Source organism: Streptococcus cristatus (genome assembly GCF_001578775.1).
In the GTDB taxonomy this organism is placed as follows: domain Bacteria; phylum Bacillota; class Bacilli; order Lactobacillales; family Streptococcaceae; genus Streptococcus; species Streptococcus cristatus_A.
This window is the reverse complement of sequence record NZ_KQ969062.1, coordinates 234,719-259,865: the sequence shown is the minus strand read 5'-3', so window position 1 is coordinate 259,865 and position 25,147 is coordinate 234,719. Positions and strand designations below refer to the sequence as shown.

24 protein-coding genes, 1 tRNA gene and 2 pseudogenes are annotated in these 25,147 nt (G+C 42.2%); 3 read left to right on the top strand and 24 right to left on the bottom strand.

The genetic code is table 11. The features are described 5' to 3' along the window. Positions 1-47: 47 nt before the first annotated feature. Positions 48-709 (bottom strand): annotated as a pseudogene (locus SCRDD08_RS01270) (potassium channel family protein). 183 nt (positions 710-892) lie between these two features. Here SCRDD08_RS01270 and leuS point away from each other — a divergent pair. After that, positions 893-3,394 (top strand): leucine--tRNA ligase, encoded by a 2,502-nt coding sequence (leuS, locus tag SCRDD08_RS01265; protein ID WP_061423238.1) that lies wholly within the window; start codon positions 893-895, stop codon positions 3,392-3,394. A 219-nt stretch (positions 3,395-3,613) separates the two neighbouring features. Here leuS and tsf read toward each other — a convergent pair whose 3' ends face one another. Beyond that, positions 3,614-4,657 carry a translation elongation factor Ts gene (gene tsf, locus SCRDD08_RS01260; RefSeq protein ID WP_005591546.1) on the bottom strand — a complete coding sequence of 348 codons (1,044 nt, stop codon included), beginning with the start codon at positions 4,655-4,657 and terminating at the stop codon, positions 3,614-3,616. 81 nt (positions 4,658-4,738) lie between these two features. Then, positions 4,739-5,521 carry a 30S ribosomal protein S2 gene (gene rpsB, locus SCRDD08_RS01255; RefSeq protein WP_015605907.1) on the bottom strand — a complete coding sequence of 261 codons (783 nt, stop codon included), beginning with the start codon at positions 5,519-5,521 and terminating at the stop codon, positions 4,739-4,741. Positions 5,522-5,796: 275 nt separating this feature from the next. Between rpsB and SCRDD08_RS01250 the strand changes: the two genes are divergently transcribed. After that, positions 5,797-5,867: transfer RNA gene (locus SCRDD08_RS01250), tRNA-Cys, on the top strand. A 356-nt stretch (positions 5,868-6,223) separates the two neighbouring features. Here SCRDD08_RS01250 and nusG read toward each other — a convergent pair. From nusG to pbp2a, 4 genes are all read right to left on the bottom strand, one after another. Continuing rightward, complete coding sequence (gene nusG / locus SCRDD08_RS01245; protein WP_005591544.1) at positions 6,224-6,760, bottom strand: transcription termination/antitermination protein NusG; 537 nt, start codon at positions 6,758-6,760, stop codon at positions 6,224-6,226. 294 nt (positions 6,761-7,054) lie between these two features. Beyond that, entirely contained in the window at positions 7,055-7,234 is a 180-nt protein-coding gene (secE, locus tag SCRDD08_RS01240) for a preprotein translocase subunit SecE (protein ID WP_061422082.1), read from the bottom strand. A gap of 9 nt (positions 7,235-7,243) precedes the next feature. Next, positions 7,244-7,396, bottom strand: a complete 153-nt coding sequence (gene rpmG, locus SCRDD08_RS10905) for a 50S ribosomal protein L33 (RefSeq protein WP_015605910.1) — start codon at positions 7,394-7,396, stop codon at positions 7,244-7,246. 60 nt (positions 7,397-7,456) lie between these two features. Further along, entirely contained in the window at positions 7,457-9,679 is a 2,223-nt protein-coding gene (pbp2a, locus tag SCRDD08_RS01235) for a penicillin-binding protein PBP2A (RefSeq protein WP_061422081.1), read from the bottom strand. A 151-nt stretch (positions 9,680-9,830) separates the two neighbouring features. Between pbp2a and SCRDD08_RS01230 the strand changes: the two genes are divergently transcribed. Continuing rightward, the gene (locus tag SCRDD08_RS01230; RefSeq protein ID WP_061422080.1) at positions 9,831-10,718 is read left to right on the top strand and encodes an RluA family pseudouridine synthase; all 888 of its coding nucleotides are present in this window, start codon (positions 9,831-9,833) and stop codon (positions 10,716-10,718) included. Positions 10,719-11,063: 345 nt separating this feature from the next. Here SCRDD08_RS01230 and SCRDD08_RS01225 read toward each other — a convergent pair whose 3' ends face one another. The 17 genes and pseudogenes from SCRDD08_RS01225 to SCRDD08_RS01145 form a co-directional block, all read right to left on the bottom strand. After that, the gene (locus SCRDD08_RS01225; RefSeq protein ID WP_061422079.1) at positions 11,064-12,257 is read right to left on the bottom strand and encodes an acetate kinase; all 1,194 of its coding nucleotides are present in this window, start codon (positions 12,255-12,257) and stop codon (positions 11,064-11,066) included. Positions 12,258-12,292: 35 nt separating this feature from the next. After that, positions 12,293-13,258 (bottom strand): class I SAM-dependent methyltransferase, encoded by a 966-nt coding sequence (locus SCRDD08_RS01220; RefSeq protein WP_061422078.1) that lies wholly within the window; start codon positions 13,256-13,258, stop codon positions 12,293-12,295. An 80-nt stretch (positions 13,259-13,338) separates the two neighbouring features. After that, entirely contained in the window at positions 13,339-13,737 is a 399-nt protein-coding gene (gene comGG / locus SCRDD08_RS01215) for a competence type IV pilus minor pilin ComGG (RefSeq protein WP_061422077.1), read from the bottom strand. Then, a complete protein-coding gene (gene comGF, locus SCRDD08_RS01210; RefSeq protein ID WP_061422076.1) occupies positions 13,718-14,155 on the bottom strand; it encodes a competence type IV pilus minor pilin ComGF in 438 nt (145 codons plus the stop codon). Before comGF ends, comGG begins: the two co-directional genes overlap by 20 nt. Continuing rightward, complete coding sequence (gene comGE, locus SCRDD08_RS01205; protein ID WP_196756157.1) at positions 14,139-14,432, bottom strand: competence type IV pilus minor pilin ComGE; 294 nt, start codon at positions 14,430-14,432, stop codon at positions 14,139-14,141. The genes comGF and comGE overlap by 17 nt, the downstream gene beginning before the upstream one ends. Then, complete coding sequence (gene comGD / locus SCRDD08_RS01200) at positions 14,398-14,832, bottom strand: competence type IV pilus minor pilin ComGD (RefSeq protein ID WP_061422074.1); 435 nt, start codon at positions 14,830-14,832, stop codon at positions 14,398-14,400. Before comGD ends, comGE begins: the two co-directional genes overlap by 35 nt. Further along, positions 14,792-15,109 (bottom strand): competence type IV pilus major pilin ComGC, encoded by a 318-nt coding sequence (comGC, locus tag SCRDD08_RS01195; RefSeq protein WP_061422073.1) that lies wholly within the window; start codon positions 15,107-15,109, stop codon positions 14,792-14,794. The genes comGD and comGC overlap by 41 nt, the downstream gene beginning before the upstream one ends. Then, positions 15,106-16,122, bottom strand: a complete 1,017-nt coding sequence (gene comGB, locus SCRDD08_RS01190) for a competence type IV pilus assembly protein ComGB (RefSeq protein ID WP_061422072.1) — start codon at positions 16,120-16,122, stop codon at positions 15,106-15,108. The genes comGC and comGB overlap by 4 nt, the downstream gene beginning before the upstream one ends. Beyond that, the gene (gene comGA, locus SCRDD08_RS01185; protein ID WP_061422071.1) at positions 16,070-17,011 is read right to left on the bottom strand and encodes a competence type IV pilus ATPase ComGA; all 942 of its coding nucleotides are present in this window, start codon (positions 17,009-17,011) and stop codon (positions 16,070-16,072) included. The genes comGB and comGA overlap by 53 nt, the downstream gene beginning before the upstream one ends. Positions 17,012-17,096: 85 nt before the next feature. Continuing rightward, positions 17,097-17,468, bottom strand: a complete 372-nt coding sequence (locus SCRDD08_RS01180; protein ID WP_061422070.1) for a DUF1033 family protein — start codon at positions 17,466-17,468, stop codon at positions 17,097-17,099. Between the two features lie 133 nt (positions 17,469-17,601). Next, a complete protein-coding gene (locus tag SCRDD08_RS01175) occupies positions 17,602-18,870 on the bottom strand; it encodes a CapA family protein (protein WP_061422069.1) in 1,269 nt (422 codons plus the stop codon). 245 nt (positions 18,871-19,115) lie between these two features. Beyond that, positions 19,116-19,343, bottom strand: a complete 228-nt coding sequence (comW, locus tag SCRDD08_RS01170) for a sigma(X)-activator ComW (protein WP_061422068.1) — start codon at positions 19,341-19,343, stop codon at positions 19,116-19,118. 305 nt (positions 19,344-19,648) lie between these two features. Beyond that, positions 19,649-20,671, bottom strand: a complete 1,023-nt coding sequence (gene galE / locus SCRDD08_RS01165) for a UDP-glucose 4-epimerase GalE (protein ID WP_061422067.1) — start codon at positions 20,669-20,671, stop codon at positions 19,649-19,651. Between the two features lie 252 nt (positions 20,672-20,923). Continuing rightward, a pseudogene (locus tag SCRDD08_RS01160) lies at positions 20,924-21,786 on the bottom strand (IS982 family transposase). 155 nt (positions 21,787-21,941) lie between these two features. Then, a complete protein-coding gene (locus SCRDD08_RS01155) occupies positions 21,942-23,351 on the bottom strand; it encodes a lipopolysaccharide biosynthesis protein (RefSeq protein WP_061422066.1) in 1,410 nt (469 codons plus the stop codon). Then, a complete protein-coding gene (locus tag SCRDD08_RS01150) occupies positions 23,351-24,427 on the bottom strand; it encodes an NAD-dependent epimerase/dehydratase family protein (protein ID WP_061422065.1) in 1,077 nt (358 codons plus the stop codon). The genes SCRDD08_RS01155 and SCRDD08_RS01150 overlap by 1 nt, the downstream gene beginning before the upstream one ends. Next, complete coding sequence (locus SCRDD08_RS01145; RefSeq protein WP_061422064.1) at positions 24,428-25,147, bottom strand: IspD/TarI family cytidylyltransferase; 720 nt, start codon at positions 25,145-25,147, stop codon at positions 24,428-24,430. It lies immediately after the preceding gene.

Sequence of the window (25,147 nt, the reverse complement as noted above, 5' to 3'; positions counted from 1 at the left end):
CAAAAAACCTGTTCAGGAAGGGCATCAGAGCCTTCCCGAACAGGTTTTTATAGTTCTTTTATTTCTTTCATATAGCCGGCCGTGATGATACCAGCAGGCAGAGCCACAATGGCGATTCCTAAAAAGGAAGAAATCATGGTAATAATTTTTCCAGTCGTTGAAACTGCATAAATATCACCATAGCCAACCGTCGTCAGGGAGATAGTTGCCCAGTAGAGGGCATCAAAAAAATTAGGAAACGTGCTGGGTTCGACATTAAAAATGATAAGGGCAGAGATAAAGATATAGCCGAGAGCCAAAAGGCCCACGATCATCAAACTGTCCTTCTGTTTTTTTAGGACATTGGTCAGTATTTGGATATTTTTAGAATAGCGAATAAACTTAAAGAGCCGCAAACTATTATTCAACAAAAAGAGGGAAGGCAAAATGCAGAGCAAATCAGCCAAGCCCAGAAAGGTAGAATGATAGAGGAAAAAGAAAGCCTCCCTTTTCCCAATTTATAATCAGCCGTTAGAAGCCGAAGGATGTAGTCAACAATAAAAATAACCGTTGACACAAAATCCAACCACATGAAGATTCTGGTGTGACTCTTGGTGGTCAAGGGGACAAGGCTGACAATAATAGTCAGGAACATAAAGACATCATGGGCTTTTTCAATCGCACTTTCCTTTTGATGGGGCTCAATAATCTGAAATAAAGTCTTCCTTATCATCCTCAACCTCACTTTTTTAAACTTGCTTTCATTCTATCTGTTTTTAAAAATAAGTCAAGGTCGAGCCGCAAAGATTTTCTTCATTCTCCTTCGTCGGTTGCTTTCAAAATCCCTTGAAAATGGTATAATAGATAGAAACGTGTCTAGAACACAGAAAAGATCGTTGGAGAGTAAATGATTATGGCAACTTACAATCACAAAGAAATCGAGCCCAAGTGGCAAAAATACTGGGCTGAGCACCACACATTCAAGACAGGTACGGACAAGGAAAAGCCTAACTTTTATGCGCTGGATATGTTTCCTTATCCATCAGGAGCTGGTTTGCACGTGGGACACCCAGAAGGCTACACGGCGACGGATATCCTCAGCCGCTACAAGCGGGCGCAAGGCTACAATGTCCTTCACCCAATGGGTTGGGACGCTTTTGGACTGCCAGCTGAGCAGTACGCTATGGATACGGGGAATGACCCAGCTGACTTTACAACAGAAAACATCGCCAACTTTAAGCGTCAAATCAATTCTCTCGGCTTCTCCTATGACTGGGACCGAGAAATCAATACAACTGACCCTAACTACTATAAGTGGACCCAGTGGATTTTCACAAAGCTTTACGAAAAAGGCCTGGCTTATGAAGCTGAAGTGCCAGTAAACTGGGTTGAAGAGCTGGGAACGGCTATCGCCAATGAGGAAGTTCTGCCAGACGGCACATCTGAGCGCGGTGGCTATCCAGTTGTCCGCAAACCTATGCGTCAGTGGATGCTGAAAATCACAGCTTATGCAGAACGTTTGCTCAATGACTTGGAGGAACTGGACTGGCCAGAGTCTATCAAGGATATGCAGCGCAACTGGATTGGTAAGTCAACCGGTGCCAATGTAACCTTCAAGATTAAGGACACAGACAAGGACTTCACCGTCTTTACGACTCGTCCGGACACCCTTTTTGGTGCGACCTATGCTGTTTTGGCTCCAGAGCACGCTCTCGTTGATGCCATTACAAGTGCCGAACAAGCCCAAGCAGTTGCAGACTACAAACATGCAGCCAGCCTTAAATCCGACCTAGCTCGGACTGATTTGGCTAAGGAGAAAACCGGTGTCTGGACAGGAGCTTATGCCATTAATCCAGTCAATGGCAAGGAAATCCCAATCTGGATTGCCGACTATGTGCTTGCAAGCTACGGAACAGGGGCTATCATGGCCGTTCCTGCCCATGATGAGCGCGACTGGGACTTTGCTAAGCAGTTTGATTTAGAGATTATTCCAGTTCTAGAGGGTGGTAATGTTGCTGAAGCTGCTTACACAGAAGATGGTCCGCATATTAACTCTGGCTTCCTAGATGGCTTGGATAAGGCTGCCGCAATTGAGAAAATGGTTGCTTGGCTGGAAGCGGAAGGTGTCGGAAATGAAAAAGTCACCTATCGACTGCGCGACTGGCTCTTTAGCCGTCAGCGCTACTGGGGTGAGCCGATTCCAATCATTCATTGGGAAGATGGGACTTCAACAGCTGTCCCTGAAAATGAATTGCCACTTGTCCTGCCTGTAACCAAGGATATCCGTCCTTCTGGTACTGGCGAAAGCCCTCTGGCTAATCTGACTGACTGGCTAGAAGTGACTCGCGAAGACGGTGTCAAAGGACGCCGTGAAACCAACACCATGCCGCAATGGGCAGGTTCTAGCTGGTATTACTTGCGTTACATTGACCCGCACAATAATGAGAAATTAGCAGACGAAGACCTGCTCAAGGCTTGGCTTCCTGTTGATATTTACATCGGTGGTGCAGAACATGCCGTACTCCACCTCCTCTACGCTCGCTTCTGGCATAAATTCCTTTATGACCTCGGTGTCGTTCCAACAAAAGAGCCTTTCCAAAAACTCTTTAACCAAGGAATGATCTTGGGAACAAGCTACCGTGACCACCGCGGTGCTCTGGTAGCGACAGACAAGGTGGAAAAACGCGATGGTTCTTTCTTCAACATCGAAACTGGAAAAGAACTAGAGCAGGCGCCTGCTAAGATGTCTAAGTCTCTGAAGAATGTAGTAAATCCAGATGATGTAGTGGAGCAATACGGTGCCGACACTCTTCGTGTCTATGAAATGTTCATGGGGCCACTGGATGCATCCATCGCTTGGAGCGAGGAAGGTCTGGAAGGCAGCCGCAAGTTCCTAGATCGTGTCTATCGTTTGATCACAAGTAAAGAAATCGTTGCGGAAAATAGCGGAGCACTCGACAAGGTCTACCACGAAACAGTCAAGTCTGTCACAGAGCAGATTGAGGAGCTCAAGTTTAACACAGCCATTGCCCAGCTCATGATCTTTGTCAATGCAGCCAACAAAGAAGAAAAGCTCTATGTCGAATATGCCAAAGGCTTTATCCAATTGCTGGCGCCTTTTGCACCGCACTTGGCTGAAGAACTCTGGCAAGAAGTTGCTCAAACTGGCGAGAGCATCTCCTACGTAGCTTGGCCAACTTATGATGAAAGTAAACTGGTCGAAGCAGAGGTCGAAATCGTAGTGCAAATCAAGGGTAAAGTTCGTGCTAAACTAGTCGTAGCAAAGGACTTGAGCCGTGAGGAATTGCAAGAAATCGCTCTGGCAGATGAGAAAATCAAGTCTGAAATCGCTGGTAAAGAAATCGTGAAAGTCATTAGTGTGCCAAATAAACTGGTTAATATTGTGGTGAAATAATCAGTTGGCTACAACATTATCGTGATTACAAAGAAAGGAGTCGTTTAAAACAGCTCCTTTTTTGATATAAATTCTCCTCAATTAGACTTTTGACCATGGCTGTCACCTATCTCGTAGGCCAGTTCTTCTCAGTTTAAAAGAAGAACTATTCAACCTAGCATAACAAAAAAGATTGAAAAGAAATAATTTCTCTTCAATCTTTTTTGTTTTAAACTTAGATTAGTTTTGGCCAAGAGCAGCTGCCATTGTTGCTGCAACTTCTGATTCGAAGTCGTTAGCTGCTTTTTCAATTCCTTCACCAACTTCAAAGCGAACAAACTCAACTACTGAAGCATTCACTGATTCAAGGTAAGCTTCAACTGTCTTGCTATCATCCATGATGTACACTTGTGCAAGAAGTGTGTAAGCTTGGTCAACTTTAGTGTTGTCAAGCAAGAAGCGATCCATTTTACCTGGGATGATTTTGTCCCAGATTTTTTCTGGTTTACCTTCTGCAGCCAACTCAGCTTTGATGTCAGCTTCAGCTTGTGCAATCACTTCGTCAGTCAACTGAGCTTTAGAACCATACTTCAAGTGTGGAAGTGCTGGCTTGTCAACCATAGCGCGGCTTTCATTGTCTTGATCGATAGCGTGGTTCAATTGTGCCAATTCATCTTTAACAAATTGCTCATCCAATTCTTTGTATGAAAGAACAGTTGGTTTCATCGCAGCAATGTGCATAGAAATTTGTTTCGCAAGAGCGTCATCGCCACCGTCAATCACTGAAACAACACCGATACGGCCACCGTTGTGTTGGTAAGCACCAAAGTGTTGAGCATCAGTCTTTTCAACCAAAGCAAAACGACGGAATGAGATTTTTTCTCCGATAGTCGCAGTTGCAGATACGTATGCAGCTTCAAGAGTTTCACCTGAAGGCATTGTCAATGCAAATGCTTCTTCGTTATTAGCTGGCTTGCCTTCTGCGATAACTTTTGCAGTAGCATTTACCAATTCAACGAATTGAGCGTTTTTCGCAACAAAGTCAGTTTCTGCATTGACTTCAACGATAGCTGCAACGTTACCATCCACGTAAACGCCTGTCAAACCTTCAGCGGCAACACGGTCAGCCTTCTTAGCTGCTTTTGCCATACCTTTTTCGCGAAGCAATTCAATCGCTTTTTCGATATCACCATCTGTTTCAACCAATGCTTTCTTAGCATCCATGACACCAGCACCAGATTTTTCGCGCAATTCTTTTACAAGCTTAGCTGTAATTTCTGCCATTTTTCTTCTCCTATGTTTACTTATTTTAAATAAAGGGGCCGGGCTGAGCCCCGCCCCTTTAGGTTAATTGACTTATGAAAATTATGCGTTGTCGCCTTCTACAACTTCAACGATTTCTTCGATTGAGTCCGCTTGAGTTTCAGTTGCAGCAAATTCTGCTTCAACAGTCGCTACAGCGTCCTCACCTTGACGGCCTTCGATAACAGCATCAGCCATTTTCGCAGTGATCAATTTAACGGCACGGATAGCGTCGTCGTTAGCAGGGATAATCACATCGATATCGTCTGGATCAGTGTTTGTGTCAACCATCGCAACTACTGGAATACCAAGTTTCTTAGCTTCCTTAACAGCGATTTGCTCTTTATGAGGGTCAACGATGTACATTACATCTGGGATACGAGGCATATCTTCGATACCACCCAAGAATTTTTCAAGACGAGCACGTTGTTTGTTCAAAAGTGCTACTTCTTTCTTAGGAAGAACTTCGAAGATTCCTTCTTCTTCCATACGTTTGATTTCTTTCAAACGAGCAACACGTTTTTGGATAGTTGTCCAGTTTGTAAGAGTTCCACCCAACCAACGGTGGTTGATGTAGTATTGACCAGCACGTTCTGCTTCTTCTTTTACAGCTTCAGCAGCTTGCTTTTTAGTACCAACAAACAAGATAACTGCATCGTTTGCAGCTGCATCACGCATGAAGTCGTAAGCTTGATCTGCGTATTTTACAGTTTGTTGAAGGTCGATAACGTGGATACCGTTACGCTCAGTGAAGATGTACTTAGCCATCTTAGGGTTCCAGCGACGAGTTTGGTGACCAAAGTGAACACCAGCCTCAAGAAGTTGTTTCATTGAAATTACTGCCATGAGTAAATTCTCCTTTTTGTTTTTTTCCTCTCTTAGATTTCAGCTCGCAGAGCTACCAATCGGCAACGGCTCCACAATTCATCTAAAATGAGTATTTCTGCCATTTAAACGGCATCTACTATCATATCAAATTTTCTAGCTTTTGACAAGTCTTTGGGCAGTATTTTCTCTCCTTAATCCAGTTCATCTATTAGGATTCCTTCAAGAAATTCTCACTTAAGTCAGGTTAGGCTCTTGACGAACAGGCCGTTTTAAGGTAGAATAGTAAGAGTTGCGGCGGTATAGCCAAGTGGTAAGGCACGGCTCTGCAAAAGCTTGATCGTCGGTTCAAATCCGTCTACCGCCTTTTTTATCGGTTTAAATCCGACTTTATACTAACCAAGAGGCTGGGACAACAGTCCTAGCCTCTCAATTGTCTTTGGATTGTCGAGCAAGACGCAGTGGTTGAGTGGGCTCTACTACGCTGATTTCATCAGCTTTTACAGCCCTACTCAACTGTGCGGAGGTGGGACGACGAAATCGAATTCTAACGAATTATCGATTTCTGTCCCACTCTCTTTTTTGTTTGTCTTTTTTACGTCACTGCTCAAGTTTAATAAATTGTAATGATACCAGAATGACCAGCTTTTATCTAAAATCTCATCACTGCTAACAAAAAAAGAGCGGAAAATGCTTTCCGGCTCCTTTTAGCGCATTCCAAAATTATAATTCAGCAATTTGGCTGAGGTTGACTTCTGCAACCGTGTCATTTCCAAACATAGAGATAATCATCTTGACCTTATTATTGTCAATTTCCGTGATTTTGCCAGTATAGTTAGCAAAGGCACCGTCAATGATGCGAACTGTATCGCCCACTTTGACATCCAAGTCAAACTCTTGAACTGTTTGTCCCATAGAAATCAGAATGCTGCGGATTTCTTCTTCCAAGAGCGGAGTTGGTTTCGAACGGTTTCCGTGTGAACCCACAAATCCAGTTACATTTGGTGTGTTCCGCACGACAAACCAAGCTTCGTCCGTCATGACCATCTCAACCAAGACATAACCTGGGAAGCGGTTCTCTTCGACTTCCTTGCTCTTGCCGTTTTTCTCGACTTGTACGGTCTGAGTCGGAATTTCCACGCGCAGGATATTTTCCAGCATATTATAGGTCTGGGCACGTTGCAAGAGATTTTCCTTTACCTTATTTTCATAGCCTGAGTAGGTTTGCAGTACAAACCAGCCTTTATCAAAACTGTCCATGTTTTGTCCTTTCCTAAATAAAAAAGCCTAGGGCTTCTGCTTGATATCTAGCCTTATTATACCATAAAATCTAAAATTACAAAGCATTTTGATAAATATTTTACAGACAAATGAGAGTGGGACAGAAATCGGTAATTCGTTAGAATTCGATTTCGTCGTCCCACCTCCGCACAGTTGAGTAGGGCTGTAAAAGCTGATGAAATCAGCGTAGTAGAGCCCACTCAACCACTGCGTCTTGCTCGACAATCCAAAGACAATTGAGAGGCTAGGACTTTTGTCCCAGCCTCGTCTTTCTTATGAAAACATGTTGATTATGCGGAAGAGACCGCTGGCAACTACCTTATCAAAAATATAGATCACAATAGCAAAGAATGCTGTGTATTCCATTACGGAAAGGAAATCAGTCCATCTTTCTTTACGGGTAGGCCAAGTTGTATCTCGTAGCAAAACAAAAACATCTTTAATGAATTTCACAACTATCTCCTATCTGGTTTCTTTATGCAGCGTATATTTACTGCAGTGTTTACAATATTTATTCACTTCTAGACGCGTAGGTTTTGGAGTACTACTAAGTTTGATTGAGTAGTTTCGCGACCCACAAACTGTACACGCTAGACTCGCTTTTTTTAATGCCATGACGCCTCCATTCCCTTTATTATAGCAGTTTTCTACTTCTTTGACAAGCCGTTTGGACGATTAATGGAACCAGCCAGTAATGGTATCCCATAGATTTTTGGCTTTTTCAGTAATCCCAGACTCATCGATAGCTTTCTTGGCATCATCTACCAGGTTTTGCGCCCGCTCCTGGACATCTTTCAGGAAGTCTTTATTTTCGCTAGTCGTATTCGTTTGACCAGTACCGTAGGTATCGACTGGGGAAATTCCATTTTCAGCATAAGCATTTTTCTCACCCGAGAAGGACGTTCCTTCCGTATAAGGCAAGATGGTGTTGGCTACATTGCGGAAAATAGCCGAAGCTTCATTGGCACTCGTACCAGTCAGATAGTGAGTTTCATCCGTCTTAGGGAAGCCCAGCCATTGGCTGATAACCACATCTGGTGTGTAGCCGATGACCCACTGGTCTCCTGACAAATCAGGGTTAAAGTCAGTTTCTGTCGTTCCTGTCTTTCCAGCCATTGTATAGCCATACGGAGCTGCATAGACTCCCGTCCCGTTTGAGAAAGTTCCCAGCATCATACTAGTCATCTTTTCTGTGGTTGAGCGATTGAGAACGCGGGTAGAAGTCTGCCGGTGGGTTTTGACAACCTGACCACTAGCATTTTCTATCTTGGTGATAAGATGGGCGTCATTCATAACTCCATCATTCGCAAAGACTGAGTAGGCTTGAGCCATCTGAAGTGGATTGGTCGTCACGCCGCTTCCCAGAGCCACACCTAGATTCTGTTCTACCTTGTCCATATTAAGCCCAAACTTTTTGCCGTATTCAAAGGCCTTGTTCACGCCTAATTCATCCACTGTTGAAACCGCGGGAATATTGAGGGATTCAGCCAAGGCTTGATACATTGGAACCGTCGGTGAACTTTGGATATTGCCGTAGTTATTGACCTTATAGTCACCAAAAACTGTCCGACTATTATCTAGTTCCTTATTCGTTGACCAGCCGGCTGCTATAGCTGGGCTGTAGGCCACCAAAGGCTTGATGGTTGAGCCTGGACTACGAGCAGACTGAGTCGCGTAGTTGAAAGTGCGAAAAGCAGAGCCATCAGCACTGTTGACACGACCAACCAGAGCCCGAACACCACCCGTCTTAGGATCCAGCGCTACGCTTCCTGACTCGGCCCTCGTTCCGTCTTCAGCCTGCGGGAAGAGATCAACATTGCTATAGATGACCTGCATGCTGGCTTGGTAATTTTGATCCAATTCGGTGTAAATCCGATAGCCGTTGTTGACGATTTCTTCTTCCGTCAGACCGTAATCATTGACCGCTTCATTGATAACTGCATCAAAATAAGATGGGTAGCGGTAGTCTTCTGACTTGCCCTCATAGGCATCGACTAGCTGGCCTCCAATGCCAACCGTCGCAGTCTGATCCGCCGTTGCCTGATCAATATAACCTGCCGCCACCATATTTTGAAGAACGGTGTCACGACGGTTGGTCGCATTCTCAATCGAATACAGGGGATTATATAGCTCTGGTCCTTTGAGCATACCAGCTAGAACCGCTGATTGATCCAAACTGAGCTGGCTGGCAGATACACCAAAATATTTCTTGCTGGCATCTTCCACGCCCCAAACGCCATTTCCAAAATAAGAGTTATTGAGGTACATGGTCAGGATTTCCTGTTTGCTGTATTTTTTGTTAATTTCCAAAGCTAGGAAAAATTCCTTGGCCTTCCGCTCAATGGTCTGATCCTGAGAAAGATAGGCATTTTTGGCCAACTGCTGCGTGATAGTCGAGCCACCGCCAGAGCGACCCGCAGTTAAAATGGCTAGAAAGAAGCGACTGTAGTTAATCCCGCCATTCTTATAAAAAGAACGGTCTTCTGTCGCAATAACAGCGTTCTGTAAGTCCTGACTAATCGCGTCTAATTCGACATAAGTTCCCTTTTGCCCAGACAAGCTGCCCGCTTCATTTCCATCCTTATCATAGATCAAGGTCGTGGCTTTAAGAGCATTCTGCAAGTCTTTGACATTGGTCGTCTTAGCTACATAAAAAAGATAGCCACCGACCACCAGACCAAAGGTCAAGCCCAGAATCAAGAATATCTTGGTCAGATGAAACCTGCGCCAAAAGCGACGGAAAGGATGTTGAGACAGGGGCTTCTTCCGATTCTTACCAGACCGGCTATAGCTAGGCTCAGGCGTCTCGCCCTCCAGCTCCTCAGCAACTTTCTTCTGAGGATGATCCGTTTTAAACAGATTGACTAATTTTTCAAATATATCATTTAATTTCTTCATAAAACATATTTTATCACCTTATCCATGCAGACACAAGGCACGACTCCGCTACTTGCTACTCCTTTTAGCTTTCTTTAAGGAAATAGCAGATCAGCTTTCCCCTTTCCAACGAAGCATTTCCAAATGGACTAGTTTTTGCTACAATGAAAACATGAAATTTACTATTACCATCCCCGCAAGCCTGCCTCCGATGACTGTCAAAGAACTGCTAGAAGAGCAGCTGCTCATCCCACGAAAGATTCGTCACTTTCTCCGAACCAAGAAACACATTTTGGTCAACGGTGAGTCCATCCATTGGCAAACTTTGGTCAAGCCTGATGACAGCATTCAACTGACCTTTGACAAAGAGGATTATCCAAAAAAAGAACTCCCCGCTGGCCAGCCTCATCTGGTCGAGGAGCTCTATCAGGACGAGCATCTCATCATCGTCAACAAGCCAAACGGCATGAAAAGTCACGGCAATGAGCCGACAGAAGTCGCCCTGCTCAATCATGTGTCAAGCTATGTCGGCCAGACCTGCTATGTCGTTCACCGTCTGGACAAAGAAACAAGCGGCGCCATCCTGTTTGCCAAAAATCCCTTTGTCCTCCCCATTCTCAACCGCCTCTTGGAAAACAAAGAAATCTCTCGTGAATATTGGGCCCTTGCCCAAGGAAAATTTCCCAGCAAAACTATCGTCTACAAAGATAAAATTGGACGCGACCGCCATGACCGAAGGAAACGACTCGTTGATCCGAAAAAAGGGCTCTATGCCGAAACTCATGTGACCCGACTCAAGGGCTTTGGAAAGACGACTCTGGTCAAATGTCAATTGAAAACTGGACGGACTCACCAAATCCGCGTCCATCTCGCCCATCACGGTCATCCCATCATTGGTGACCCCCTCTACCACCCCCAACCTCAAGGCCGCCTCATGCTCCATGCCCACCGCTTAACATTGACTCATCCATTCACCCTAGAAACCATCAACGTGGAAGCACCGTCAGAGAGTTTTGAAGCAGAAATCAAACGGCACAGAAGCAAGGCTAGAAATCAATAGCTCGCCTGACTGCCGAGTCTTCAAGGCTAGCACTCCAGACACTCAACCAGCTGCAGCCTCTAGAAGAGTCAGATTTTTCCCCAAAAATATAAGTAGCTTCAAAGACGATTCCCTACCGGACATCGTCTTTTTCTTCTCCTCTAGTTAGCAACTTAGCAAGCCAGATACAAACAAGCGCCTATCCGTTCTTTATAGGTCATCTACCTTGTGTCAAATTGATATTCAGTCAATGCGTAATTATTAGCGCTGAATGGAACAAGCTCCATCTCGCTTTGAATCATCCTATCTGACCAAAGAATAATCACAAAGTCACAAGAAAAAGCTCAGCTAGGCCGAGCTTTTTGATTATTGATTTTTAAAACGTTCTACATCACGCGCAATGACTAACTCTTCATCTGTCGGGATAACCAGAACTCTGACGTTAGCAGCTTCTGTTGAAATATCTCCTGTAGCACCAAAGAAATTCTTCTCTGGGTCAACATCACAGCCAAACCAAGAGATCCCTTCGATAACCATGCGACGGATAGTCACAGAGTTTTCACCGATACCAGCTGTAAAGATAATAGCATCTGCTCCATTTAAAACAGCTAAATACTGACCAATGTATTTTTGAATGCGATCTACAAAAATTTCATTAGCCAATAGCGCCTTTTCATCACCTGCACGCATAGCTTCGTGAATATCACGCATATCGCTTGATTTCTCTGAAACGCCCAACAGTCCAGATTCACGGTTCAGAATTCGACTGATATCTTCTGGCGTGTTAAAGTCATCTGTATGCTGCATCAAGTATGGAATAATCGCTGGGTCAATATCTCCAGTCCGTGTTCCCATCATGACACCACCCAGAGGTGTGAAGCCCATGGAAGTATCAACCGAAAGACCTTTATCCACAGCAGTAATAGAAGCGCCATTCCCGATATGGCAGGTAATCAATTTCAATTCTTCAATCGGTTTACCCAAAAGTTTCGCAGCTTCGTGAGCCACATACTCATGGCTGGTTCCGTGTGCCCCGTATTTACGAACCTTATTTTCAGTGTAGTACTTAGTTGGTAATGGGTAGCGATAAGCTTTTTCTGGCATAGTTGTGTGGAAAGATGTATCAAAAACAGCCACACTAGTAATGTCTGGAAGAAGTTGCTTGAAAGCACGGATGCCCTCTGCATTAGCAGGATTGTGTAGAGGAGCTAGCAGAGACAACTCTTCAATCTTTTCCAACACATCGTCAGTCACAAGAGCTGATTCTTTGAAATACTCGCCTCCAGCTACGACACGGTGCCCAACACCTGTGATTTCATCGTAAGATTGAATAATTTCAAATCGTTTCAAATCGTCCAATAAAATTTTCACAGCTTGTGTATGGTCAGCAATATCTAAGGTTTGGCGTTCAGAACGACCATCAAATTTAACCGTAGAGATTGAGTCCTTGAGACCAATCCGCTCAATTAAACCTTTAGCCAGCACCTTTTCTTCTGGCATTGAATAAAGTTGCCATTTTACACTCGAACTTCCAGCATTGATAGAAATAGTTTTTGACATCTCGTCACCTCTTTAAGCGTTTTCAAACTATTATATCAAAAATTTGTTTGAATTTCACTAACTTTAACCCAGTTTTGAAAACTTTCACGAAACTTTAAGATTTCATCCTGACTTTGCAAGTCCTGCAAAGGGTAGATAAACGGCTGGATGTCTGATTCTCCTTGTTTTCTCAAAACAAATATCGTCTTAGCATTCTGCTGGCTTGCGAAAATCTTCTCTGGCAGGGAAATCATTGCCAAAAGCTGAGCGCTAGACAGTAGCCATTTTTTCAGCAGATGGCTTTGAGGGCTTGTCAGCAGATTATTTGGAGCGAGAAAGATAGCATAGCCCCCCGGTTTCAAATATTTTAACGACTGCTCCATCAAGAGATGATGGGCGTAAGTATGCTCGTCTGGACGGGCAACCTCATAACGAGCCGCCACGGCATCATCTGGATAATAGCCCACTGGCAAATCACTGACAATCAAGTCGCTTTCTTTCAGAACCTGAGGCCGCACCGCATCTCCTTGAGCAAAGTGTGCCTTAGAATTCATAACTTCGGCAATGCTGGCAGACAAATCAATCAGCAAGTCGTCAATTTCTAGGCCCAGATAATCCATGTTTTTTTGTGTGTGGTTGAGCAGAGTCTCCGCCAAATTGCCTGTTCCACTGCCGATCTCGAGCAAATCGACTCTCTCGTCTTGGGCTAACTGGTCGATCAAAAAACTCAGCAAAAAGCCGACCGAATCAGGTGTGAACTGATGATTGGCTTGGAGCGGCTCTGTCTGAGAAGCCTTCATAAAAATAAACTGATAAGCCCGACGCCACTCTTCCTTGGTCAAATGCAGGGCACGGAGTTTCTCATTATTTTTCAGAATCTCTTGTAATTCTGTATCTCCGTCCAGATAAATCCCATTCTGCTCAATCAAGGCATCATAGAAATTAGTTCCCAGCACATTTTGGATATTTTGCACGTTTTCTAAAAGCAGGTGAAAAGCTCGTTCTATTTTTTCAAATTTCATGGCATCCTCCGTCGTCTTATGATACCAAAAAGAAGCCCTCTTTCCAAGGGCTATCGGATTACAAATCTTTTACATTTATATTAGTCGCTTCTCTTGTCAGTTGAAGGAGAGGACTCTTTACTTTCTTTGGCATTTTTGGAGTCTTTGCCATCTTTAGCCTTCTTCTCTGGCTCCTTTTTGCTCTCAAAATAGAAAGAATAGCTCTTCTGATTGGCAAGTTGGCTACTGACTTCCAGCATATTTCCCTGCCTGCGATAATGGGTGCTCCCTTGGTCGAAGGCTAATTGCCCGCTCTCCTCTGTGGCAGTCTCCTTGGTCAAAACAGCCAAGGCATAGGCTTCTGTCCGCTCCCGATTGGCTTGAAAGAGACGCTGATTGGCTACCTGCCGGTTCAGATAAAATTGCAAGAGCAAGCTAAAGACTGCTGCCATAAAGAGGGCATAAAGCAAGATGCCTGCCTTAACTTTTATCTTGGACACGATAGATGTACTCTCTTTCTAAATTATTTTCAAACCGGAAGCGAAAGCGAACAAGGTCTCCCTCCTGACTGACCAGAGCAGCTTCGAGTCCATAAATCATGGGTTGATAGCCACGTCCTGAAGCATCCGTCTTGCGAAAATCATCACTCCGAGATTTGCCCAAAGCTATATTTTTGCCATCCTGTTTGACATAGATTTTGTCGTTTTCGACTCGGTCAAATTGGCTGCGCGATAGCTCCGTCTCCAACTGATCGACAAATAAGAGCCATTCCTGCTGCTTATTTTCCTGTTGATGTCGCAGTTCAAAAGCCAGAAGCTTAGTCATCGACTGAAAGACCAACATACCGCCGCTCAAGACCAACAGGGCGACTAGAGTCTCCAAAAGTGTAAAAGCTTTGATTTTAATGTTTTTTAACACTGAGCACCTTCTCCTCTTGGTGATAGACGGTTAATTGCTGGTCTGTTTTAACCTGGCGGACTGTAATGCCGTTGACTGTCAGATTTTCCTGTCCCGTCTGCATGGCCATCCGAGCAACCCGTAGGACTTCTTCCTCCTGCAATAAACGCGTCTGCTCCTGCCGCGACTGACTAATCTGGCCAAGCAGGAGGCTGGCAATAGCCGCAAAAACTGCTATTGCCACCAGAGCCTCCAGCAAAATGCTAGCCTCCATTCGTCGTCTTTTTAAATTTTCCATTGCCCATATAAAGCTGGTAAACAACCTTTTTATCCTCCGTTTGAAAAACAATTTTGCTGAGCGAAGAATTCCCGCCAGCCTGATCAAACTGAATGGTCTGAGGAGCATGTTCCTGCAAAGTCTTGGGAAACTCCACCTGCTGGTAGCCATTGGAGATGTTGCGCTCCGAAATGGTCAATTTGATCTTTTCATGTCCAGCCACACTTAGCTTTTGGCTCTCCTGATAAAAATGCTCAAATTCCATGAAAAACAGCTGCTCCTGCACTTGATTGAAACCAGCCTGAACAGAGCCAGATAAACCTAATAAAATGAAACTGACCACAAATAGAGCCAGGAGGCTTTCCAGAAGTGTAAAAGCCTTAATCCGCAACTGTGCGAGTTTCACTGCTGTTTTTTCCATAGTAGGCCTTATAGGATGCCACCTGCTTGTCGGTAATCCGACCATCGGCAACCAATTTCCCTAGAGTAGCTTTTTCATTAACATTCTTCAATTCATAAAGCTCAGCCTGACTTTCTACCACCTTGACTACAGCCGCATTGCCCGTATCTGAAACAGCATCCTTCTGCTTAGTCAAATTCGGGACAAACAAGAGCATCAAGACGCTGATGATAAGAAGGACGACTAACATTTCCACCAGAGTGAAGGCTTTAACCTTCAAAGTTTTTAATTTTTTCATAATTGAATCTCCATATTCTGATAAATTGGCAGCAACATGGCTGCATAAAGTAAAACGATCACGAGGGCGACAAAGACGAAGACGAGAGGCTGAATCAAATTCATGGCACGATTGATTCTCAGGAAAAAATCTTCCCAAGTCTTTTCGGCATACAGTTCCAATTCGTCACCCAACTTGGACTTGACCTCGCCGTATTCGATGATTAAGGATAGCTCTTTCTTAAAGAAAGGATAGGTGCCGACCTTCTCGGCATAGCCCTGACCTGCGCCTAGAGCCGTCTCCAAGTCTCGCCCCAGCTCCTGAAAAAGCCGAGAAGGCTGGTCCTGCATGATGAGAAAGATCTGGCTCAATTCCAATCCTTGCCCAATCATATTGCCCCATTCACGCGCATAGTAGGCCGTCAGATAGGCTCGAACGAGCGTTCCAACAAAAGGAAACTTGGCCAAACGACTGAAAAACCTCATTTTAGAGCTCTTGCGATAATAGAGCCAACCACCGCAAATCAGTAAGCAAATCACCAGAACGCCTCCCAAAAAGATTTGCGGTAGATAATGAATGAATTGAGTAGCCATATTTTGACTGTCCAGCTGAGGCAGGAGATAGTTACGCAAGCCCAGCATAATCAGCACCAAAAACCCAAGCAGCATCAGGGGATAAGTCCCCACCTCAATCAATTTCTTACGGACCTTGGATAGATTTTCCAGATAATCCTCGATTTTACCCAAACTAAGATTTAGGTTTCCATGCAACTCTGACAAAGATAGCTGGGTGACCACATTATCTGAAAAGCCCAAACGCTTCATAATCCGGGAAAATGACTGACCCGCAGCCAAACCCGAACGCATCTCCGCGATATAGGCTTCCTCTAAAAGGGCACTCCGCCGTAGGAAATCAACAATCTCCGCCAGATGAAAACCGCTGGTAAAGAGATTACGAAACAGCTCGATAATCTTCTTTTGTTTAGGCGTAGATAATTTTTTCCGCCTGCCTTTGATCAGCTGTGATATGTCCATCTGCAAAAAGCTGGTCAATCTGCTGGTTCCAGAGACTGGCTTCATGCTGTTGATAGTCTTGGTTGACAAAGTCGATCACACCTCCTCCCCCGATTAAGCGCTGGTAACAGACGCCCTGTAACACCATACGCAGCTCGTCCTCACTGACACCCAGCTCTAACAGCCGCTCATATACTCCGCGAATGCTCTTAGCATGGATGGTTGAAAAGACCGTGGCTCCTGTCAAACTAGCCCTTACCACCGCTCGGGCCGTTTCTTGGTCGCGGATTTCCCCTATAATCAAGAGATCCGGCCGGTGGCGCAGAGACAGCTTGATGAGGCTGTCATAGGTCATGCCGATGGTTTCATTCAGCTGAAGCTGAAGCATGTTTTCCTGCTTGATTTCCACAGGGTCTTCGATAGACATGACCTGTTGTTGGCCAAATCTCATCTGAGCCAGCTGGTGCATCAGCGTCGTCTTTCCACTGCCAACTGGCCCTGAAAACAAATAAAGGCCACGAGAATTGACTTTTTTACGAAGATCAGGCAGATTGTCAAACCAGAAACGCAGCTCACGCTCCTCATCGTGTAAGAGCCGAACCACCAAGCTCTCATAGCCACGGTAATCGCCGACAGTTGATAGACGAAGCGAGACCGTCACATCTCCACAGTCATAATCGCAGGAGCCTAGCTGGCTGCGCCTCTTCTCCCCGACATTCATGCCTGAGACAAACTTAAAATGGCTGATGACTGACGATAATAAATCAAAATCATAGGTCTGAATGAAGCGCCGCTCATCTCCCACCCGCATATAAAGCTCATAGCAGGTGCTCTTGGGAATCAGATAGACATCTTGAGCTGCTTCCTGCCTGGCCAATTGAATCATTTCCTTTGCAATTTTTTGAACCATAAGTCCTCCTCACCTTACTATTCGCACAAAATGAGAAAAAATAAAAAAAGAATGAAGAAATTTTCTCCATTCTTTGACTTTTATCCTACCTAGCCCGCACTTTAATTTTGCAAATACGGTGTTTTTCAGTAGCATTTTGCTTGCGGTAGCCTGGACGATACTTGCTCTTGGGGATCTTGCTTTCATTTTCTAACAAAAGCAGGGAGTGGTATTGCTGAATATCTTCATTGCACTCCTCACACCAACGTTGATCAGTCGGATCCCAGAAAATTGTCATAAGATCACTGCGGCTTTTATAAAGTGGCGATGCTTGAGACATCTCTAACCAGCGGTTCTTGTAGTATTTGAGTGCGGTGTAGTAATCATCGAAATACCTTTTTTCAATGATATCGTCCTCCCAACCGTCTAAAAACCACCAGGGCTCATAATCGCCATACATTTCTATTACGCTGTACATACCTGTCCCCTTTTGTATCCTATATTATATATAAAATTCTTTGATAATGAAACTATTTTGCTCGTAGCTCTATAATAGTTCGTTTTTCATCAAAGAAAAGTAAAGAAACAAAAGGGAGTGTCCTTTTCTGTGCTTATTTCCAATTCAGATGCACATGCTCTTTCATTTCCTTATAGGCCGTATCAATCCGATCTTTGGTCGCCTGATCCAGCTGATTGCGATATTTTCTACCCTCGATGAAGTCTTCTAAGATAAGGGTTTGATAAGTGTAAAGCGGATAACCCTCTGGTGAATAAGTTCCCTTTTCCACACGACTGACCCAGCTTGGATGTGCCTGAGCTTTTTTGATAATGGTCCCCTTATCCGTCTTTTCAATAGTCACATCCATCAAGACTCCACGCTCGGTCCACTCAGCCGTATCCACACCAGCCATGGTTTCAATCCGCTGATTAGAGATAAAATTCCCCATAGAGTAGATAATCAACTTCTTCTGACCATCTTTTTCAAGGATTTCTGAAGGCTGCACTACGTGCGGATGTCCACCAAAAATGATGTCCGCTCCCCAGTCTACCATCTTGTGATAGAGCGCCACCTGCTCCTCATTTGGCTCCAGCTGGTATTCGATCCCCGTCTGTGGCATGACTACTGTAATGTCCGCTTCTTTCTCAGCTTGCTCAATCTCCGCCTTCATCTTGTCCTCATCAAAGGTTGATAGGTGATGATCAATCTCCTTCTGACTGAGATTGGACTCCAAGCCATTAAAACCATAGGAATAAGCCAGAATCGCAATCTTGATACCTTTTACCTCTTTGATCAGGATAGGCGATTTATCTCTATTCTTGTGAGTATAGACACCGACTGGGCTAATCCCGTGATTTTCAAAGACTTTGGCAGTCGTAAAGACTCCCTCAAGCCCTGAGTCCAGGATGTGATTATGGGCTAGATCCACCACTTGGTAGCCAGCATCTTTGATAGCGGGCACAACAGCCTCTGGAGCATTGAAAAGCGGATAGCCTCCCAAAGGATAGTCCGAGCGAATGGTTCCTTCAAAATCCCCCAAGACCAAGTCACCTTGATGAAGCCAGTCCTTGACATAAGTGAAATTTTCCGAGAAATCATAGCTACCATCAGCCTTTTGGGCACTCATATAAAGCCCATCATGATACAAAAGATCGCCATTAGCCATGATGCGCACCGTTTTCGAGTCGGTATTCTTTCCTGCAACCGAGGAGGACTTGGGAGCATCCTTAGCAACATTCCCACTGCTTCCCTTTGGCATCCCCATGATGCTTTGGAAGAATAAAATAGCAGTCGCTGATACAAATACCATTCCCAGCAGGACAAGGATAAAGGCACGGTTACTTAATGCTACTTGTCGCTTGGTTTCAGATCTTTTCTCCATTTTGTCAACCTCCATATTACTTATATTTTATCATAAATTATCCTACCAAGGGAATAAAAAAAAGAGTCTGGGACAAAAGTCCTAGCCTCTCAATTGTCTTTGGGTTGTCGAGCAAGACGCAGTGGTTGAGTGGGCTCTACTACGCTGATTTCATCAGCTTTTACAGCCCTACTCAACTGTGCGGAGGTGGGACGACGAAATCGAATTCTAACGAATTACCGATTTCTGTCCCACTCTCTTAAATATCAGGCCGAATGTAACATCAAGGACTGCAAATACCAGCGGTAAGCCGCCCGATAATGATAGGCATTAAAAAACTTCATCTCCCCAATACCATAGCGCATCAAATAGTAAATCAGATAGCGTAAATGCAGGATTTCCCACTCCATGCTAGCCTTTTGACAATGAGCATACTCAGCCTCAAGCTCCCCATAGTAATCTCTGAATTGATTATAAATTTCTTGAATTTCCATTATAACTCCAATCTTTTTGCTTTAACACTAGTTTAACGCAAAAAGAAGAGGATTAGGGGCAAGAATCGTATCCTGTCTCATTTCAGAGCCAAAAGGTAAGGTAGGTTACTAGAAAATGACATTTCAGGGAATATTTTTGACATTTGGGGGTTGGGGAGTAACCTTTTTGATAATCATTTACGATTAAATACTTTACTATGTTGAAATTTAGAAGTAGCTAATATTTTAGGGCGATAATGAAATACAATTGCTCTAACTCATAACTTGAAATAAGAATGACTTATTAGACAACCTAACCTCTCACTCTACTTTTTTACTTCATAGCCATTTGGATTTAATCTTTGCCATCTCCATGAGTCCCGTACCATATCCTGTAGATTTTTTTCGGCTTTCCATCCTAAGACAAGATATGCCTTATTAGGATCTGCATAACAAGTAGCCACATCTCCAGGACGACGTTCCTTGATTACATAAGGAATCTTGACTCTATTTTCACATTCAAAAGCCTTAACCATATCCAAAACGCTATAGCCAGTTCCAGTTCCAAGGTTGAAAACAGCGGTTCCCTTATGTTCTAAATTATGCTTCACAGCTAAAACATGGTCCTTTGCTAAATCTAACACATGAATATAGTCTCGCACACCTGTACCATCATGTGTATCATAATCATCACCAAAAATACTAAGTTCCTGCAATCTACCAACTGCAACCTGAGTGATAGAGGGCATAAGATTATTAGGGATTCCATTTGGATACTCCCCAATTAAACCTGACTCATGAGCTCCAATAGGATTAAAATAACGAAGATTCGTCACAGACCAATATGGATTTGCAGCAGCAACATCTGTTAAAATTTGCTCCATCATTAACTTCGTATATCCATAAGGGTTTGTCGCTGAAGTCGGCAAATCCTCTGTCAATGGTGAAATATTATTCATTCCATAAACTGTGGCACTAGAACTAAAAATAATATGCTTTACATCATATTTCTTCATCACATTGAGAAGGGCTATAGTCCCACCGACATTGTTGTCATAATACTTTAGCGGTTCTTGTACAGACTCACCAACTGCCTTATATGCCGCAAAATGAATCACTGCATCAATATGATTTTCCTCAAATACCTGACTCATAAACTTTTTGTCTGCAATAGAACCTTGATAAGAAGGTATCTCTGCTCCAGTAATCGCTTTCAATCTCTCTAGCACCTCTGGAGAACTGTTTGAAAAATCATCTACAATTACAACTTCATAGCCATTTGCTAGTAACTCCACTACTGTGTGACTACCGATATAACCTGCACCACCTGTAACTAAAATTTGTGTCATTCGTTCTATTTATACTCCTATAAATTACTAAAAATTATTATACTACTTTTTTGCTAAGAGAACCAAAAGAAATTAAAAATTGATAATCTCTCCTTAAACATGACACTTCTCCCTTTCATCCTCTTGCGATCAGATAGAATTATTCTGAAAAGGCAACAGTTTTCGGTATAAAATTTATAAAGTGTATTGATTTAATTCATCAGTCTCATTGTCATGGGGGATGATAAAAATATTTAATATTAACCCGTGGTGCTAGTTAAATTCAAAATATCTCAGATTGTAGGCCAATATAATTTGCTCTAATCTCAATTGTAAGCCAGACAAGCCTCTTGCTAAAGTATGTTCAATATCAAATAGGGTACATAACTCAGAAAAGCGAGTTTCAATAGTTCGCCTCAAAGCTAGTAGTCTCCAGTCATTGTGCTCCCTTGCACCATCCATATTTTGTCGCCAAGGTGTCCATAAGTGATAGCCTTTCTGTTCCAAGCGTTCTTCAATTCCTTACTGAGGTAGTCTAAGTCTGCTAAAATCATAGATTGTTGGCATCCTTCCAGTAATTCATCCACGACTTGGATATCATGAACAGATGCTGGCGTGACAACATAGTTTAGAATATAGCCAGAAAAAGTAACCAGCATGTTGACTTTGAAACCATAGAACCATAAATTTTTAGAGGCATTATAACCAATATCTGCCGTCTCTTCAAAAATGGTACTTCGGAAATTGCGAACAGGCTGACAAAGTGGTAAAGGAAAACTATGAACGATGGCAATCGCATTGGGGGAGATTTGGTCATTCATAGCCTGACGAATCAGTTGTACTAACCAGATCAATTGCTTTGATCTACGATTGAAGCGACTTCTTTCCAGCATTTGACCACAGAAAAATAATTGACAGATTCGGTGAAAACGGCGCTGCGATTTGATTCCTAGTTCAGCTTGCAATACCAATAAGACTAATAGAGATTCATCCGAAACTTTTGACAAGCTGACATTCCGACGATGTTTCAATGAATCAGGACAATAATGGCAATAAAAATGATGACAAATAGTTGATAATTGCTTCATATTCCATTGCAAATGATGGGATTTAGCGGTATACTGTAAGTAGCTCATTTGGACGACCTCCTGTTTGTTTCGTCACTTACAGTATAGTCCTTTTGGGCTTTTTCTTGTAGTTTGAATTTAACTAGCACCACGGGTTCTTAAAATAAATCAATATTAAACATTTATCCAACTTTTAGCAAGCAAATGTTTCTTCATTATTCCACCTACAAATCTATAATAATTTTTTTAAAGTCTTTTATGTTAGTATATTTTTTGACAAAGTAGATAAGATACACGATAAAATACACCGTAAAGCCTAAGGGAACAGGTAAAAACCAACTAACTGTAATAAAGATAAATGTCATCATTAACTCAGTACTAATATCTTTTTTAGCACTAATCGTAATTTTTTTAGACAAGATTAACTCTGCCATAATACTTCTCAATGCCAATAAAAATACAATAGAGAGCACTGTTAATGTCAAATTTTTCAACCAAAACGCTGTAATAAATGTTGAAATAAAACTACAGCACATCACAAATAAATTTACTCGAAAAATTGTCTTTTCCATACGTAAAGCTTTTAGATAAGTATTAATCAGCAGAGCCATTTTCCCTTCATATACTGACATTGGAAAAATTAGAGCCATAAAAATCAATGAATCATGATAAGCAGGTAACCATTTATTCAAAACAAGTCGTAAAGGATAATAAATAAGCAAAACTCCAAACATTAGCAACATCAAACTGTTACGCAAACCATCATAAATTTTTGGAAGATTTTCCCTCTTCGTACGTTTCAATAGTGGAAAAATTACAAGGCCAATTGCATTGATAAACGTCATCATCAAGTTAGAGATGCTAAGTGTCAATGATACTTTCCCGAAAGTAGCAATATCCCAAACTCTCTGAATTCCAATCCGAACCGTACCAATAATTAACATACTAGCAATATTCGAAAGCATCAAATTAATTCCAACGCCAATATTTAAAAATACTTCAGAAAGGGCCCACTTAAAATTAGACAAAGAATTGAGAACAATATCTCTGCATAGATATATCCCATATCCTAAAGAAAACAATCTTCCTAGGAAGTCTGCATAGACCATCATCTGGAAATTTCTCGCCCCTAATAAAATAAATACCAGCAGCAACAATAAATATAGTAACCGATCACTGCTAATAATATAGGAACTTTCTTTTAAGCGATTTGTCATTTGTAAAATATAGATAAACAAAAATCGAAGATTCGTAACCCACATAGTTAATACTAAGAGATTGTATACAAACTGAGAATTGCTATCTTTCACAAATAAAGGAATTCCCACCAGTAAAATGATAGCAATAATTGTTAAATAGATTAACAATAACAGAAATTGAGAAAAAAAGGTTTCTTTATCTAATTCGTCATACTCCAAGCCACCGTATCTTAAGTAGATACCATCAACCCAGCCAAAATGTAGAAATCCAACATAAGCTAGATAAAAAATATAAAGTTGCCAATATCCATACTCTTCTACTCCCATGATTTTTGGCAAAATCAAAACAACAATAGAAGAGACAAGTACCGTTAAAAGATTGGAAATGATGACATATGAGAAATTGGTTACAATAGTTTTTAGTTTTGAAGGCATTATTTCTCCTCAATTTTTTTACGATCAATTCGCATACTTTTAATCAATCGATTGTACATGTCTTCCATTCCTACTTTGGGCTTCCATCCTAGTCTTTCTAATTTGTTTGTATCCAACTCGATTTTCATAACGGGATTATATCCTAATTTTTCAGGATTTTCTGCAATATCAAATACTAATTTTGATTTCCCTTGAGAAAAGTTTGTAATAACAAGCTCTGCCATATCTCGAATGGAAATAGCAGTCATTTTATTAGCAACATTATAAGCCTGCCCATGATCACCTTTTAGTAAGATATAGAATAAAGCATGAACAGCATCCGATGTATAGCAATAGCTGCGCACTGTCTCTCCAGTTGTTTTTAAAACAATATTCTTTCCTTCAAGAATAGAACGTGCAAATTGAGCAAAGACACGATTATCACTATAAGAAACTCCTGAGCCAAAGGTTTGTGTCAATCTGGCTATTTTAATCGGGACACCGTACTGTTCTAAATAAGCCACGCATAGACACTCAACCATCCGTTTTCCTTCTGAATAGCTGCTTCTAACACTTAAAGGATCCAAGTAGCCATAATCCTCCTCTGACACCATTCCCCGATGAGGATCAGGAAAACCATATACTTCCAAAGAAGAAAGATATAAGAAACCCTTTACCTTTTTCTCTACTGCTAAATCTAAGAGATTTTTCGTTCCGTCGATTGCAGTTTTGATGGTATCAACTGGATATGTCACAAAAGAAGATGAGTCGGTTACACTTGCACCATGGATAATATAATCAATAGTTTCTGTGATTTCGATAGGAGTTTGTATATCCGCAACATGTAACTTAAAATGGGACATATTTAGAACATCACTAAATAATTTCTCTGCTTTTTCTTTATTTCTAACCAAAGCTACAACAGTCACTGTTGCTTGATTTCTTTTATTATGTTCAAGCAAAGTACGAATTACTTGATTACCTAGTAATCCTGTTGCACCTGTTACAAGAATAGTTCCTTTTTGAAATTCCTTTAAAATTGGACTCGTCAATACCAGTTCTTCAATATCAGCTTGTATTATTCTATTATTCATCATTTATCCAAATATTTGTTGATTTTCTCGTGCTTCGTAAATAGCCTTAAAAATATAAAAGTCGGATGGCGTCGTGATTTTTATATTTTCTGGACCTCCCATTACAGTAAATAACTCCAAGCCATAGTAGCGTACCAAGGTAGCTGAATCCGTCATATCTATCAACCCATCTTCTTGTGCTTTTAAATGTAACGAATAAATATCTGAAAGAAAGAAACTTTGAGGTGCTACTGCTGTTTGACAAGAATCGCGATCTACAACATTTGTAATAGCATTTTCTGCATTGACCTGAATGACCGTCTCAATTACAGGTTTAACGGTGATTGCAGTACGATGTTTACGCACACAGTCTATATTATTTGTAATAATATCTGCATCAATCAAAGGACGAACACCATCATGGATAAGGATAATATCTTCTGGTTGAATATTATCTGACATCGCAGCTAATCCATGGAAGATAGACATCTGTCCTGTTGTACCTCCAGAAACAATTTTTACAACTTTTTTAATATGAAACTTCAACAACAGGTTTTCTAAATAATCAATCCATCCCTCAATGCAAACAATTACAATCTGATCAATCATTGGATGATTTTCAAAATGTTCAATCGTGTGAATGATGATAGGTTTGCCATATAGCTCTAAAAATTGCTTTGGCTTTGTCGTTGTCTTCATCCGTGAGCCAGAACCACCTGCAAAAATAAGTGCTGAAACTACCAT